Genomic DNA, 15,663 nt, shown 5'->3' with positions numbered 1-15,663 from the left:
CTTCCCATAAAAATTGCTCCCTCTATAGTAATGACAGTTTTATTATTTTAACTGTCTACTATAAAGGGAGCATATCATAAACATAATCACTGCTTTTTTGAATAAAATATATATTTATTGGAATAATTTAATATATAAGGCGAATCAAGCCTAAAACCATTGTTATTAATAATATATTTATAAATTCTCATATAGCGCCATAAATATATTTGTTAATGACAATGGTTAATTTATTTTATAATTTTGTGAGAGGAGCTAACTATATGGATATAGAAAAAAGCTTTTTTAAAACTTTTCTAAAGAATTTTGATGAAATTTCTTTTAGATTAAAGTTTTGGGATAGTGAAGAAATAAAAATAGGACCAGATGAACCGAAATTTAGAATAATATTAAAGAAACCATTAAAGAAAAAGGATTTATTAACTAGTACTTCCTTAACATTTGGTGAAGCATATATGAATGGAGATGTGGAAATAGAAGGTGATATGTTCACTGTATTTAATGAACTACTAAGATGCATAGACAAATTCTCAACAAATTTTAGTAGTTTAAAAAATATATTCTGTGGATCAACATGTATGAAAAAGCAAAAAGAAGAAGTTTCATCACATTATGATATAGGAAATGATTTTTATAAAATATGGTTAGATGATACATTAAGCTATTCATGTGCGTATTTTAAAAATGAAAATGAATCATTATATAATGCACAAATGAACAAGATTAATCATATATTAAAAAAGCTTAATTTAAGTGAAGGATTAACATTACTTGATATTGGTTGTGGGTGGGGAGGCTTGCTTATAGAAGCAGCTAAACAGTACAAAGTAAAAGGATTAGGAATAACCTTAAGTCAAGAACAATATAAAAAGTTTAAAGAGAGAATAAAAAAAGAAAATTTAGAAGATTTATTAGAAGTAAGAATGATGGATTATAGAGAATTAGAAAAGAGTGGTCTTTCATTTGATAGAATTGTAAGTGTTGGTATGTTAGAGCATGTAGGTAGATCAAATTACGATTTATTCTTTGAAAATATTAATGCTGTATTAAAGAAAGGCGGATTATTTTTATTACATTACATAAGTGGTCTTAAGGAATCAGAGGGAGATGCATGGATAAAAAAATATATATTCCCAGGTGGTGTTATACCAAGCTTTAGAGAAATAATAGAAATATCAGCAGATTATAACTATCATACAATAGATGTAGAAAGCTTAAGATTACACTATACAAAGACTTTATTACATTGGGCAAAAAACTTTGATGATAATATAGATGAAGTTAAAAAAATGTTTGATGAAAAATTTATAAGAATGTGGAGAATGTATCTATATTCTTGTGCAGCTTCATTTAATAATGGAGTAATAGACTTGCATCAAATATTATTTGTAAAGGGAGTTAACAATAATTTACCTATGACAAGGGAATACATGTATAAATAGTTATGCATTAGAGATAAAGGAATAACTTAATATTATTAAGTAATAACTAAAAAAAAGTGGCTTAATAGCCACTTTTTTTACTCTAATATTTTAAATACATTAAATTCTATATTATTATTCACCAAGAATTTCGTTTATAGCATTTTTGTAAGCATCTGCTTTTGCACCGAAGATAGCTTGAACTCCGTTACCAACTTCAACAACACCAGCAGCACCAAGGTTCTTTAATTCTTCCTTGTTAACATTTGCTTTATCTTTTACTTCAACTCTTAATCTTGTGATACAAGCATCAACAGATACTATGTTAGCTTCTCCACCTAAAGCAGCTAATACTAAAGGAGCTTTTTCAGCTATTTCACCTTTAGTTGAAGCTTTTGGAGCAGCAGCTTCTGTAGCACCACCCTTAGCGTTTTGGTAATCAGCCTTAGTGTAAAGTTTAGTTTCACCTTCGTTTTCGTCTCTACCTGGAGTCTTTAAGTTCATCTTAGTGATCATGAAGTAGAATACGAAGTAGTAAATTACTGCATATACAGCACCAACTATTAATACCCAGTACCAGTTAGTTGGAACTCCTGCACCTGCTGGAAGTAAACCGAATAATGAGTAGTCAATTACACCACCAGAGAATGTCATACCTATAAATACGTTGAATATATCCATTAACATGAATGATAAACCTGCAAATACACAGTGAACAATATATAATACTGGAGCAACAAATAAGAATGTGAATTCTAATGGTTCAGTTATACCAGTTAAGAATGAAGTTACAGCAGCAGCTAATAATAATGATCCAATAGCTTTTTTCTTACTTGGAAGAGCAGCTCTATACATAGCAAATGCAGCAGCAGGAAGACCAAACATCATGAATGGGAATTTACCAGCCATGAATCTAGTAGTTCCACTAACGATATCGTTCATAGTTGAAGCTGAAGCACCAACTAAATCAGTCATGCTTGATAATTGAACGAAGTAAGCAGTGTTAGCACCAGCAACAGTTTGAACAGCACCGTTAACTAAAACGTTAGCTTCAACGAATGATCCAAACCAGAATGGAGTATAGAATACGTGGTGTAATCCGAATGGGATTAACGCTCTTTCAATTACTCCGTAGAAGAAAGTACCGATTGTACCAGCTTCTCTAACTAAGTTAGCAACAATAGAAATACCATCTTGAACAACTGGCCATGCAAATGCAAGTACTGCACCAACTAAAGCCATTGTAAGTGAAGTTATTATTGGAACAAATCTTGCACCTGAGAAGAATCCAATAACTGGTGGTAATTGAATTGTGCAGAATCTGTTGTGTAATAATGCAGTAACTATACCAGTTATAATACCACCAAATACAGACATATTTAATGTGAATATACCTAAGTTAGTAGTTATATAAGTTCCATATTCACCAACTGAATCTGGAGTAAGAACTCCTAATTGAGTAACACCTAAAGCTAAAAGTGTAGAAACAACTTGGTTCATTACGATAAATCCAAATACTGAAGCTAAAGCAGCAGTACCTTTATCTTTTTTAGCTAAACCAACAGCAACACCAACAGCGAATAGTAAAGGTAAGTTACCGAATACTATATCACCTATATTCTTCATAACAGTTAAAACAGCTGTAATAGCTGGGATATTAACAAAAGCTATTAATGGTTCATAAACAGCAGGTGGATTGTTTAATCCAGCTATTCCTAGTAATGCCCCACCAACTCCTAGTAAGATACCAGCGATTGGAAGTGCTGCAATTGGAAGCATGATTGCTTTACCGATTCTTTGTAAAAATTGCATCATTTTATTATTCCTCCTAAAAATTATTAATTTAAAATTGTACTATAATGACATGAGCCTAAAGCTTTTTTTAAAAATAAAAAAGGCTCAAATATCTATAAATTAATATAATTATCCTCTCTTATTATTTGAGATAAAAATGTAATTTATACATATTTAAGCCTTGCCTGCTTTACCAGTAACACGCTCACTATTCAATTTACAAGAGTAATAATAGCATAGTAAAAAAAAACTGTAAAGGTTTTTTAAAAAAAAATTTTATTTTTAAAAAAATTTAAATAAACTTTGAATAAACAGTAAAAAAGTTTTTAAAATTATGAACAATTCAATAAATCCATATTATTCATATTGAGATTTTTAAACTTATTATATAAAATAAAAATTACTAAATACTAGGGGGATGACCAAATGGCATACATAGTTTCATATGCATTATTAATAACAGCTGGATTTTGTTCATATAAATTAGCTAAAGAAAAATTACAAAATCATATTTTATGGCCTGTATTAACAATGCTTTTAGGACCAGGAATATTTATAATTCAATACTTAGTAACAACATTTAAGAAAAAGAAAATAGTATAATTAAATTAAAGCTGTAGCTAATATTAGATAAAAAAAATCTAATATGCTACAGCTTATTTTTATGTTCAAGAATAAAAACTTTAATTTATATATGCTTATATGAAGTTCATTAGGCAATAATAAAAGATAAATTTATTTATAGAAAATGTGTATAATTTTATTATTGTGTATAAAGTATCTTAATAATGTTAAAAGTTATCCACAAAATGTGGATAACTTTTAAAAACTGTTGAAAACTTTTTAAAACCTATTGACACAATATATTAGGGTATAAGAAAAATATATAACAAGATAGGGGGTATTGTAGAAAAAACACATAGAATGTTGAAATAAAAAAATCGAACAAGCATTCTATTAAAAAGTTATCAACAATATTAACATAATTGTGGACAAAATCTGTGGATAACATGGCTTTTTACTAAATATAGAAATAAAAACTTTAATTTCAAGCTGAAAAGTTGTGGATAACTTTTATTAAGATATATAATAATAAGAAAATAAATGAATAATATTAATATAAATTGTAATATTTTAAGGAGAAAAGATGAAATATAATAAAAAAATAGTTAAAGCAGAATTTATAAGTAGGCCTAATAGATTTAATGCTATTGTAAAACTTGATGGAGAAGAAATAAAAGTTCATGTGCCTAACACAGGAAGATGTAGAGAAATATTAGTACCTGGATGTACTGTATTTTTAAGAGAAGAAACTAATCCTACAAGGAAGACCCCCTATGATTTAATGGCAGTATATAAAGAAGAAAAACTTATAAGTATAGACTCTCAAATACCTAATAAAGTAGTTGATGAAGCTTTAAAGAATAAAAAGATAAAGGGTCTAGAAGAGTACACTATTATTTTAAGAGAAAAAACCTTTGGAAAAAGTAGGTTTGATTTTAAAATAGCAACAGAAGAAAATAAGGAATATTATTTAGAAGTAAAAGGAGTTACTTTAGAAGAAGATGGATATGCAAGATTTCCAGATGCACCAACAGAAAGAGGAGCTAGACATTTGTTAGAGTTAATTGAAGCAAAAAAACAAGGCTATGGAGCAGGTGCTATGTTTTTAATACAATTAGAAGCTGTTAATAAATTCTCTCCAAATGATATAAGAGATAAGGAATTTGGAGAGGCTTTAAGATTGGCAAAAGAAAACGGAGTAGATATTTTTGCATATAATTGTATAGTAACTGAAGATGGAATAGAAATAAACGAACCAGTAGAAATAATACTTTATTAATAAATTGCGAAGCAATTTATTTAGTTAAGGGTCTTCGGACGGTTAAGTTTTTTGAACAGCGCTTCGCTAATTAATCACTTTACCTTGGCCTTTAGGCCCTTAACTTTTATTTTCATTCGCAGTTTATTTCGATTCCTCTCTAATTATGCTAATTTTTAAGTTTCCATCTTTATAAGAGATTTTAGCGGAGTTTATCATCATACCAACTAATGTAAGCTCAGAATCAAATTCACATTCACCACCAAGATTCCAATAATAATTTTCAACTTCATATTGTCTTGGCGTATTTAAAATATTAGCCAAAGACTCTAATTCATCTTTTGAAATACTATCAACTTGTCCATAAATATTAAAATAAGAATTTTCATTATCAGAGCTTAAATCAATATGAACATCAACAGTTCCTAGCTTATAAAAGTAAGCAATTAATTCATTAATAATCTTAATGTTTTTTTCAATTTTAAATTTCATAAGTTTAGATCTCCTTTTTAAAGGTAGTTATTAATGGAATTAATATCATTGCAACAAAACCTCCAGCTAAACCATTATTATAAAGATTAAGACCACCATGTAAATACCCTATATTTGTAACTATATTAACATGAATTATACCAGCTAAAACACCATATTTCCAGCCAAATTTCCCGCAAATAGGAGCAAGAGTAGTAGAAAATAATATAGATAATAATAAGGAAGGTGAAGTAACTTCATTTACATTAAATATAGCAGCAATTGTAGCACCAATAATTATAGGAATAGTATTTTTAACATTCTTACCAAAGCAACTAAAACCTATTATAGTAAAAATTCCACATATGGTAGCCCCATTTAAATCACCACCGATTAAAATAACAAAGCAAGTTGCTAAAATACCTAAAATCCCCATGTTTATATAGGTAGTTTCTCCAAAAACAATATAAAAATCACTTATTAATCTACCAGTTTGTTTATTAATATTAGTAAGGTTAGTTTTTTTATTCTTACCATAAATAACTCCAATAAGGATTAAATAAAGGCAACAAATTATAATAAGGATAAATAGAATTTTATTTGATCCAGTATGCCAAATAAGTCTAGAATCTAAATCTATACCAAAGCCTCTCATCATTGACATTAATAATGTTGCAAGTAGTCCACTAGCAAAGCCTATATTATATAAATTGTAACCATTATGAGCCTTAATACTGTGTGAAGCTATAGGTGGTAATACAAATCCAACGGCAATACCAATTAATATACCTAATATTATTGGGATAGGGCCTGTTATATTGTTGCTAAAGCTAACTTGACTTACTACAGGAGAAAGAGAAGTACCTAATAAAGCAACTAATATATAATTAAGAAAAGGTTCTTTTTGATATTTAGAAAATAAATATACACCTAGAATTATAGGCCATATATTGAATATATTTTTACCTAAAAATGAAAAACCAGTCATAAGCCATAAAGACATTATAGTTGATCCATTAGGTTTAATTCCTATAATCATTAAAAGTAATAATGATAATAAGCTTGTTAAAGTAGCATTTACTAAAGCAGCACCAATTCCGCCAACTGCCATATAATCAGTAATTAATATATCGGATGATAATATTATAGCTTTTAGCCCAGAAAAAATTTCGGAAGGTGTATCTAAACAAAAAGCAAATACAATAAAAAATAAATATAAAATGGAAAGGATTACATAGGGGGGATAATAATTTTTTAATAACTTCATTCAAACACCTCATAAGTCATAATCAAAACTAAAATTTGATTAATCGATATTAAATATATTTTATCAAATAATTGTTAAGATTTATATAGAATGTGTTAAAATTTATGGCATTTTAATATAAACTTCTTTAAAATTTAATTTAAAATAGTATAATAATACTTATAAATTTAGTGATAGGGGTGTTTTAATGGAGATAAAAAAGCATAAGACTGTGCCTGAGATTAAAGGACTTCTAAGAAGCCATGTAGTAGAAGTACCATCTTGTATTAGAGATTGTTCAGGAATAAAAATATTTGGAAAAAGAATAAAATCGTTATTATTTACAACTGATGTTGCAATTATAAGAAATACAAATGCAGATGCAATAATAGCCGTATATCCATTTACTCCTCAACCGTTAATAACATCAGCATTAGTTATGGCGGCGGATGTACCAGTTTTTTGTGGTGTTGGAGGAGGAATAACTCAAGGAAAAAGAGTAGTAAATTTAGCATTAGATGCTGAGTTTAAAGGAGCTATGGGAGTAGTTGTAAATTCACCTACGTCAAATGAAGTAGTTTCAAAGATAAGAAAAACAATAGATATACCTTTAATAGTTACAGTAGTTTCAATTCATGAAAATATAAGAGAAAGAATAGAAGCAGGGGCAACAATATTAAATGTTTCAGGGGGAAAAAACACTCCAGAGATAGTAATGAAAATAAGAGAAGAGTTTCCTGACTTCCCTGTAATTGCCACGGGAGGACCTACTGAAGAGACTATAAGAAAAACAATTGATGCAGGGGCTAATGCAATCACTTATACACCACCAGCAAATGGGGATACTATGAGTGGGTTAATGGATAAATATAGAAGTTTATAATTAATATGGAATAAAGATTAAAATATGGTTGAATAATTTTAGTTATATGGTATCATATTATTAAACATGAACATACAATATAGAAGCTAATAGAATACCTATGTTAGAGGAGCCATTTATAAAGAGTAGTAAATAGGAGTCGACGGGCAAAGATTATTTATGAAAGGTATAATGGCCGAAGAAATAATTTATGTAAAAAGTTATTTCTGGGTATACATATAATATATGTATAACTGTCACGGAAGTGGAGTGCTAAAAAGGTGCGATTATAAAATTGTTCAATTTTGTTTATTGAATTTATTTTAAAAAAATTGCATTTTAAATAAGCATAACTACCATTATAGGTTTTTCTATAGTGGTAATTTTTTTATGTTTTTTTAATATTAAAAGAGAAGTTAGAACTTCAGAGTTAGCAATTTTCAAAAGTTTTAAAATTAATTGTTAAGGAGTGGCTACTAACTAAATTAAGCGGAGGCAATAGCAATGAAATTATTTGGGGCAATGGAAATTAGAGAAAATGAACTATTTATTGGGGGAGTTAGTTCAACAGAATTGGTGAATAGATTTGGCTCACCATTATATGTAATGGATGAAAGTCTTTTAATAGATACATGTAAAAAATATTATAGAGATTTTAAATGTTTAGAAAATAATAATAGAGTAGCTTATGCAGGAAAAGCATTTTTAACAAAGGCAATGTGTAGACTTATATGTGAGCAAGGTCTTTATTTAGATGTTGTATCAGGGGGAGAGTTATATACAGCTTATAAAGCAGATTTTCCGTTAGATAGAGTATATTTCCACGGTAATAATAAAAGTATAAATGAAGTTGAATTAGGTGTTAAGCTAGGAGTTGGAGTATTTGTTGTTGATAATTTAGATGAAATGAAAAGACTAAATGAAATAGCTAAAAGATACAATAAAAAGCAAAATATTTATTTAAGATTAACACCAGGAATAGAGGCTCATACTCATGATTATATAAAGACAGGTCAAATAGATTCTAAGTTTGGTTTTGCTCCTGTTGGAGAAACTATAATGGATGCTGTGAAATTAGCTTTAGACTGTGAAAATCTAGAATTAAGAGGATTACATTGTCATATAGGATCACAGATTTTTGAAATACAACCATACGAAGACGCAGTTGAAGTTATGCTTGGATTTATAAAAGAAATAAAAGAGGAGACAGGACATATAATACCTGAATTAGATTTAGGGGGTGGATTTGGTATACATTATACCGATGAAGATAAACCAAAAGAAACAAGGGATTATTGTACTTCTATTTTAAATAAAGTTGATGAAGTATGTGAAAAACTAAGTATAGAAAAACCTATATTAACAATAGAACCAGGTAGGTCTATAGTGGGAAATGCAGGTACTACTCTTTATACAATTGGAGCGATTAAGGAGATTGAAGGAGTTAGGACTTATGTTTCAGTAGATGGAGGAATGACGGATAATATAAGGCCTGCATTATATGGAGCAAAGTATGAGATGGCTATAGCAAATAAAATTACAGATAAATGTAATAATAGAGTTGCAATAGCTGGTAAGTGCTGTGAATCAGGAGATATTTTTGTTAATGATATTTGTATTCAAAATCCTAGTATAGGAGATATATTAGCGGTATTTTCAACAGGTGCATATGGATTTTCAATGTCTAGTAACTATAATAAAAGTCCAAAAGCAGCAGTTGTATTTGTAAAAGATGGAGTGGCTAGAGTAGTATCAAAGAGACAAAGCTATGAAGAACTTTTAGCACTTGAAGTTTAAATTCTGTTTAAAATATAGTAAAGCTATATCAAAATATTTTTGGTATAGCTTTTTTTTGTAACAAAACTGACATAATAATGATATATAATGGAGAGTAATACTATTAGTTATTAATTAATTGTGATATACTTATAAAGCAGTTATTAAAGTTAAAATTAAAAAACTTTGTTAGTAAAAACTTTATGTAGTAAGGCTTTAAATTAAGGTTGTTTCATGATTTTAATATTTAATAATGGAAGTTATGAAAGGTGGATTTAGCAATCAGTGCTAGCTGTTATGAGTAATAAAAAATTTATAGTAGATAGAATAGAAAATAAATCTGTTGTTTTAGAAGATGAGAAACAGGATATAATCTTAATAGATATAAATTTATTTGATAAACAACCTAAGGATGGCGACGTAGTGATAATGCACAATAATTCATTTTATGTAGATAAAGATGCTACAAAACAAAGAAAGAATAAAATTAATAGTTTAATGAAAGGTATGTGGGAATAGTGAGTCAAGGAACAAAGAAGTCCAATTTCTTTAGTGACTGGATTGTACCTATAGTAATAGCTGTAATATTAGCCATATTAATAAATAGATTTTTAATATTTAAGGTTAAAATTCCATCAGAATCTATGGTACCGACATTAAATGTAGGTGATAGATTATTTGTTACTAGAGTTTATAATCCAGAAAATTTAAAAAGAGGAGATATAGTAGTTTTTTATTCAGAAGAAAAAAATGAAGATATGATTAAAAGACTAATTGGTTTACCAGGAGATAAGATTGTAATTAAGGATGGAACAGTAATTGTAAATAATGAAACATTAAAGGAAAATTACATAGGAACAGCAGATAATTATAATGGTGAGTTTATAGTGCCAGAAGGAAAGTATTTCTTTTTAGGAGATAATAGATATTGGTCATTAGATTCTAGGTACTGGGAAGATCCATATATTGATGCAAGTGAAATAAAGGGGAAAGCTCAAGTAAAGGTATATCCATGGAAAGACTTCGGGAAAATAGAATAAAGAGCTTTATAAATTGAATTCTTAGTTTTAACTGTAGGGTTAACTCATTTAGAATGTTAGAATTCATTATCTAGAAACGTGACATTGTTATATTAAATTTAGGTAATTTGGATTATTACAATGTCTAGATATCAGATAAAAGACTTTAGAGTTAGTAGGAGATTTTAAAAGTATGAATAATGATGTAAACAATAGAAAAGATGGAGAAAAAAAGAACAATAATAAAAAGTTTTTAATAATTTATGCAGTAATAGCATTCCTATTTTTATACTCATTTTCAACAGCAAAGGAAATGTTAACGACAAAAGAAATTTCTTATAATGAATTTGTCCAAATGGTTGAAAATAAGGAAGTTAAAGAAGTTACAGTTGATGGAACAGCACTTGTAATCACACCACAAGATTCAAGTGAGATGAAAGGTAAAGTCCTTTACACTGGTAATGCAGATAATCCAGATTTAATAAAGTTATTACTAGATAATGATGTTAAATATTATCCACAAATAACAAAACAACAATCTGTATTTATGGATTTCATAATACTTAACGTATTACCGTTAGTATTAATGTTCTTCTTAGTTAGATTTGTATTTGGAAAAATGGCTAAGAAAATGGGCGGCGGCCCAATGGGAATGGGCATGGGTAAAAGCAATGCCAAAGTATATGTTGAAAAAGATATAAAGGTTAGTTTTGAAGATGTTGCAGGGCAAGATGAAGCTAAAGAATCATTAACAGAGATAATAGATTTCCTTCATAATCCTAAAAGATATACAGAGATAGGAGCTAAATTACCTAAGGGTGCGCTTTTAGTAGGGCCTCCAGGAACAGGTAAAACTCTTATAGCAAAAGCAGTTGCAGGTGAAGCAAAGGTACCATTCTTATCAGTTTCAGGTTCAACATTTGTTGAAATGTTTGTTGGTATGGGTGCAGCTAAAGTAAGAGACTTATTTAAAGAAGCAGAAAAAATGGCTCCTTGTATTATATTTATAGATGAAATTGACTCTATAGGTAAGAGCAGAGATAATCAAATGCAAAGTAATGATGAAAGAGAGCAAACTTTAAATCAATTACTTACTGAAATGGATGGATTTGATACATCTAAGGGAATAGTTATCTTAGGTGCTACAAATAGACCAGAAATATTAGATAAGGCACTTTTAAGACCAGGTAGATTTGATAGAAGAGTTATTGTTGATAGACCTGACTTAAAGGGAAGAATTGCAATATTAAATGTTCACTCTAAAGATGTTAAAATGTCTTCAGAGGTTGATTTAGAATCAATTGCAAAGGGAACTCCAGGTGCTGTAGGAGCTGATCTTGCTAATATAGTAAATGAAGCAGCTTTAAGAGCAGTTAGAAGTGGAAGAGAGTTAGTTATTCAAGAAGATTTAGAAGAAGCAGTTGAAGTAATAATTGCTGGTAAAGAAAAGAAGGATAGAATACTTTCTAAAAAAGAAAGAGAAGTTGTTGCATTCCATGAAGTTGGGCATGCGCTTGTTGCTGGACTTTTAGAAGGAACAGATCCAGTTCATAAAATAACTATAGTTCCTAGAACAATGGGTGCATTAGGTTATACAATGCAGCTTCCAGAAGAAGAAAAATACCTAGTTTCTAAGGAAGAGTTAATGAATCAAATAATGGTTATGCTTGGTGGTAGAGCTGCAGAAGAAGAAGTATTTAATCTTGTATCTACAGGGGCTTCTAATGATATTGAAAGAGCAACTCAAACTGCAAGAAATATGGTTACTATTTATGGTATGACTGATAATTTTGATATGATGGCTTTAGAATCAGTTCAAAACAGATATTTAGATGGTAGAGCAGTTAGAAATTGTAGTGAAGAAACATCAACTTTAGTAGATAAAGAAGTTTTATCTATAATAAGAGAATGTCACCAAAAAGCAAGAGAAATATTAAGGGAAAATAGAGATTTATTAGATAAGATATCTGAATATTTATTAGATAAAGAAACAATCTTCGGAGATGAGTTCTTTAAGTTTGTGTATGAAAAATATCCAGAATTAAAGATAAAAAGAGAAGAAGAAAAGAAAAGTAGAGAGCTTGAAAATAATGAAAAAGCTTCTGAAGAGGTAGTAACTGAGGTAGAAGAAGAATTGCAAGATAAAAAGGTTGCACAAGAAGTAATCGAAGCAGTTGAAAAAGAAGAAGAAGCCATTATGAAAGAAGCATCTATTGAAACTGTAGAAATATTAGATATGGACAAAGAAGAAGCTAATAAAGAAGATTCAAAAGATAAATAAGAATTTATAAAGATAAGGGGTTAAGACGGTATATCGACTTAACCCCTAATGTTAGTTAGAAGTTAATATATAACTACTAACAACTAACTAATCAAAGGAGTGTGTTGTTTTGAATAAATTTGAATTTTTACAAGAAGAACAAAATCTAGAGGTAACTTTAGAGTTATTAAGCAAAGAAATATTAAATTACATACAAAAAAGAAAAGATGTTGCAGATTATATATTAGAGTATAGAAAAAAATTCATAGAAGAATACAGAGATGATGAAGATAAAGTAATGGAATACTTCGATCATGAGAGATACGTTAAGGAAGAAATGTATAGAACTATAGATAGAAAGTTAGCAGAATTTACAAAGTTAAAAGAATCACCTTACTTTGGAAAAGTTAATTTTGAGGATAATGGTTATGCAGAACAAATATATGTTGGTAGATATGGTTTAACTCCAGAAGGAAGCTTTGATGCAGCTGTGGTAGACTGGAGAGCTCCGGTAGCATCATTGTTTTATAAAGGAACATTAGGTGAAACAAGTTATAAATCACCAGATGGGGAAGTGCCAGTAGATATATTAGCAAGAAGACAAATAATGATTAAAAAAGGTAAATTAGAGGGATTCTTTGATTCAGATGTTGATGTAAAAGATGATATTCTTCAAATGATTTTATCATCAAATGCTGGTGAAAAACTTAAAGATATAGTTATGACTATTCAAAAAGAGCAAGATGAAATAATAAGAGAAGAAAGAATGAAGGTTGTAGTAGTTAATGGAGTTGCTGGTTCAGGAAAAACTACAATTGCCCTTCATAGAGTTGCATATCTTTTATATAATTTTAGAGAACAATTAGGAGATAAAGTGCTAATATTAGGACCTAATGATATCTTTATTGATTATATTAGAGATGTACTTCCTACATTAGGAGAAAGTAAGGTTAATCAACAAACATTTGCTCATTTTGCAATGAATGAAATAGGATTAAATGAGTCTGTAGTTGATTTTACTGCTTATTTAGAAGAAGTTTTAAAAGGAAATGAAGAAGTTATTAATGAAATTAAGTATAAAGCTGGAGAAGAATTTATAGCTGTTTTAGATAAAAAGTGTGAAGAGTTAGAAAATAATTACTTTGAATTTGAACCAGTAAAATTCTTTGATGAAGAGGTAGTTTCATTAGATGAAATAAATGAATTATTTGAAAAGCACTATAAATACATGCCTTTATTTAGAAGAAGTCAAAAGATTAAGAGAGTTATTATTTCAAAGCTAAAGGATAAGAGAGACGAATTAGTAAGAAACTTAAATGCAGAAGTTAAGGATAAGCTTGCTAGTCTTTCAGAAGAACAATTAGCTATTGAACAAAATAATATAGAATTCCAAAGAAGATTAAGAGTTAGAGAAATTGTAGGAGAACTTATGGTTCAAAAGGATAATTTAGCTCATTGGATAGACAATAAAAATATAGTAGATATTTATAAAGAATTTACTAATACTGAGCAGTTATCATATTTAGATTTACCTGCAATTCTTTATATGATGATTAAGCTTGATGGTAAAAAAACTAAACATGATATTAAACATATAGTAATTGATGAAGCGCAAGATTATAGTATGTTACAATTCATAGTATTAAAAGAATTAACTGGTTGTAGAAGCTATACTATTGTTGGAGATGCAAATCAAAGACTAATAAAAGTAGAAGAAGAGCCAGCAATGCTTAAATTAAAGTCTCTATTTGGGGGATTTGTTAAGAATTATGCTTTAAATAAGAGCTATAGATCAACATTCCAAATAATGGAGTATGCAAGTAAGCTATTAGATGAAAATGCAATAGTTCCATTTGTTAGAAAAGGTAAATATGATGTTGAAGAAGTTAATATTAATGATAAAGATGATTTAATTGATACTATTTTAGAAACATTAGAAGATTATGATGATGAAAATTATGATAATATTGCAATTATAACAAAGGATAAAGAAGACCTTAAGAAGATAGCACCAGAGCTTAAAAAGTTTACTAAGCTTTTAGCTTTTGATAGAGAAGAAGTTATGTATAGAGGTGGTAAAGTTATAGTTCCATCTTATTATGCTAAAGGATTAGAATTTGATGGAGTTATAATAGTAAACTTTGATGATAAGACTGATGATTTAGTAAAGTATATTATGACAACTAGAGCACTTCATAGATTAAAAGTGATAAATTATAAATAATTGAAAAAAAGCTGTATTTTAGACAAAATACAGCTTTTTTTATAAGTTTTACAATCGGACGTTTAAAGTAAAAAAAATAGTTTTAAATTTAAATGAATATTTAAAAATTAAAGTATTATTTTTTAAAGGTAATTATTAATTAATTAATTTAAACTATATGATTTTATAAAATATTTTAATAAAAATAGACTATAATTTTTCAATTTATAAGTTAAATTAAAATTATAATTTTGTTGACAACGATTACTTCAGGTGATATTTTATATCTTCAGAAGCACTTTAATTAAATTTAAGATGAGGAGGGGCTAAAATGATTATAGAAAAAGTTTTAAATAATAATACTATTGTAACTATTGATCCAAAAACTAATAAGGAGATTATTCTAGTTGGATGTGGTATTGCATTTAATAAAAGGACAGGTCAAGAGGTTGATGAAGACAAAATAGAAAAAACTTTTATTATAGAAAATAAAAGAATAGGAAATAAGTTAAAAAAGCTTATTAATCAAATACCAGATGGAATTTTTGAATTATCACATATGATAATTAGTCATGCAAGTAAGGAGTTAAATAGAAATCTTGATAAACAAGTTTACATTTCGTTATCAGATCATATAGCTTTTGCAATCAAAAGATATAAAAAAAATATATTAATAAGAAATCATTTTTTAGATGAAATAAGAAGAATTCATAAAGATGAATATAAGGTTGCCTTATGGGGAGTTAAGCTTATAAATGAAAAGCTTAATATAAATTTACCATAGGATGA

At 28.4% G+C, this 15,663-nt stretch carries 13 protein-coding genes and 1 riboswitch; of the genes, 10 read left to right on the top strand and 3 right to left on the bottom strand.

All coding sequences use genetic code 11. The features are described 5' to 3' along the window. The first annotated feature begins 263 nt into the window (after positions 1-263). Positions 264-1,442 carry an SAM-dependent methyltransferase gene (locus tag HCG76_RS04680; protein ID WP_221698747.1) on the top strand — a complete coding sequence of 393 codons (1,179 nt, stop codon included), beginning with the start codon at positions 264-266 and terminating at the stop codon, positions 1,440-1,442. 114 nt (positions 1,443-1,556) lie between these two features. Here HCG76_RS04680 and HCG76_RS04675 read toward each other — a convergent pair whose 3' ends face one another. Beyond that, positions 1,557-3,236 carry a PTS transporter subunit EIIC gene (locus tag HCG76_RS04675; RefSeq protein ID WP_221698748.1) on the bottom strand — a complete coding sequence of 560 codons (1,680 nt, stop codon included), beginning with the start codon at positions 3,234-3,236 and terminating at the stop codon, positions 1,557-1,559. Positions 3,237-3,641: 405 nt separating this feature from the next. Here HCG76_RS04675 and HCG76_RS04670 point away from each other — a divergent pair, with 405 nt between their 5' ends. Together HCG76_RS04670 and sfsA are read left to right on the top strand one after the other, a co-directional pair. Then, the gene (locus tag HCG76_RS04670; protein ID WP_221698749.1) at positions 3,642-3,818 is read left to right on the top strand and encodes a hypothetical protein; all 177 of its coding nucleotides are present in this window, start codon (positions 3,642-3,644) and stop codon (positions 3,816-3,818) included. A gap of 544 nt (positions 3,819-4,362) precedes the next feature. After that, positions 4,363-5,058, top strand: a complete 696-nt coding sequence (gene sfsA, locus HCG76_RS04665; RefSeq protein ID WP_221698750.1) for a DNA/RNA nuclease SfsA — start codon at positions 4,363-4,365, stop codon at positions 5,056-5,058. 123 nt (positions 5,059-5,181) lie between these two features. Here the strand turns inward: sfsA and HCG76_RS04660 are convergent, their stop codons facing one another. Together HCG76_RS04660 and HCG76_RS04655 are read right to left on the bottom strand one after the other, a co-directional pair. Next, a complete protein-coding gene (locus tag HCG76_RS04660; protein ID WP_221698751.1) occupies positions 5,182-5,529 on the bottom strand; it encodes a hypothetical protein in 348 nt (115 codons plus the stop codon). Positions 5,530-5,533: 4 nt separating this feature from the next. Beyond that, entirely contained in the window at positions 5,534-6,775 is a 1,242-nt protein-coding gene (locus HCG76_RS04655; protein ID WP_221698752.1) for a DUF1576 domain-containing protein, read from the bottom strand. A 187-nt stretch (positions 6,776-6,962) separates the two neighbouring features. Between HCG76_RS04655 and HCG76_RS04650 the strand changes: the two genes are divergently transcribed. From HCG76_RS04650 to HCG76_RS19360, 7 genes are all read left to right on the top strand, one after another. Next, positions 6,963-7,637, top strand: coding sequence for a hydrolase (locus HCG76_RS04650; protein WP_221698753.1), 675 nt, complete (start codon positions 6,963-6,965; stop codon positions 7,635-7,637). Between the two features lie 96 nt (positions 7,638-7,733). Then, a riboswitch (Lysine riboswitch) is annotated at positions 7,734-7,900 on the top strand. 220 nt (positions 7,901-8,120) lie between these two features. Further along, entirely contained in the window at positions 8,121-9,413 is a 1,293-nt protein-coding gene (gene lysA / locus HCG76_RS04645; RefSeq protein WP_221698754.1) for a diaminopimelate decarboxylase, read from the top strand. Positions 9,414-9,689: 276 nt separating this feature from the next. Next, on the top strand, positions 9,690-9,911 hold the full coding sequence (locus HCG76_RS04640; protein WP_221698755.1) for a DUF3006 domain-containing protein: 222 nt from the start codon (positions 9,690-9,692) through the stop codon (positions 9,909-9,911). After that, the gene (gene lepB, locus HCG76_RS04635; protein WP_294173671.1) at positions 9,911-10,432 is read left to right on the top strand and encodes a signal peptidase I; all 522 of its coding nucleotides are present in this window, start codon (positions 9,911-9,913) and stop codon (positions 10,430-10,432) included. Before HCG76_RS04640 ends, lepB begins: the two co-directional genes overlap by 1 nt. Positions 10,433-10,604: 172 nt before the next feature. Continuing rightward, on the top strand, positions 10,605-12,692 hold the full coding sequence (gene ftsH, locus HCG76_RS04630) for an ATP-dependent zinc metalloprotease FtsH (RefSeq protein ID WP_221698757.1): 2,088 nt from the start codon (positions 10,605-10,607) through the stop codon (positions 12,690-12,692). A gap of 109 nt (positions 12,693-12,801) precedes the next feature. Beyond that, positions 12,802-14,895, top strand: coding sequence for a HelD family protein (locus tag HCG76_RS04625; protein WP_221698758.1), 2,094 nt, complete (start codon positions 12,802-12,804; stop codon positions 14,893-14,895). A 310-nt stretch (positions 14,896-15,205) separates the two neighbouring features. Next, positions 15,206-15,658, top strand: coding sequence for a CAT RNA binding domain-containing protein (locus tag HCG76_RS19360; protein WP_311776381.1), 453 nt, complete (start codon positions 15,206-15,208; stop codon positions 15,656-15,658). The last annotated feature ends 5 nt before the right edge of the window (positions 15,659-15,663 follow it).

It is taken from the genome of Clostridium sp. K13, assembly GCF_019734195.1.
In the GTDB taxonomy this organism is placed as follows: domain Bacteria; phylum Bacillota; class Clostridia; order Clostridiales; family Clostridiaceae; genus Clostridium.
This window is presented reverse-complemented; position numbering and strand designations above follow the sequence as displayed.

Coding starts and splice junctions, on each gene's coding strand:
- HCG76_RS04680 (WP_221698747.1), top strand. CDS start 264: ATGGATATAGAAAAAAGCTTTTTTAAAACTTTTCTAAAGAATTTTGAT.
- HCG76_RS04640 (WP_221698755.1), top strand. CDS start 9,690: ATGAGTAATAAAAAATTTATAGTAGATAGAATAGAAAATAAATCTGTT.
- HCG76_RS04655 (WP_221698752.1), bottom strand. CDS start 6,775: ATGAAGTTATTAAAAAATTATTATCCCCCCTATGTAATCCTTTCCATT.
- lysA (WP_221698754.1), top strand. CDS start 8,121: ATGAAATTATTTGGGGCAATGGAAATTAGAGAAAATGAACTATTTATT.
- HCG76_RS04675 (WP_221698748.1), bottom strand. CDS start 3,236: ATGATGCAATTTTTACAAAGAATCGGTAAAGCAATCATGCTTCCAATT.
- HCG76_RS19360 (WP_311776381.1), top strand. CDS start 15,206: ATGATTATAGAAAAAGTTTTAAATAATAATACTATTGTAACTATTGAT.
- HCG76_RS04660 (WP_221698751.1), bottom strand. CDS start 5,529: ATGAAATTTAAAATTGAAAAAAACATTAAGATTATTAATGAATTAATT.
- sfsA (WP_221698750.1), top strand. CDS start 4,363: ATGAAATATAATAAAAAAATAGTTAAAGCAGAATTTATAAGTAGGCCT.
- HCG76_RS04650 (WP_221698753.1), top strand. CDS start 6,963: ATGGAGATAAAAAAGCATAAGACTGTGCCTGAGATTAAAGGACTTCTA.
- HCG76_RS04670 (WP_221698749.1), top strand. CDS start 3,642: ATGGCATACATAGTTTCATATGCATTATTAATAACAGCTGGATTTTGT.
- ftsH (WP_221698757.1), top strand. CDS start 10,605: ATGAATAATGATGTAAACAATAGAAAAGATGGAGAAAAAAAGAACAAT.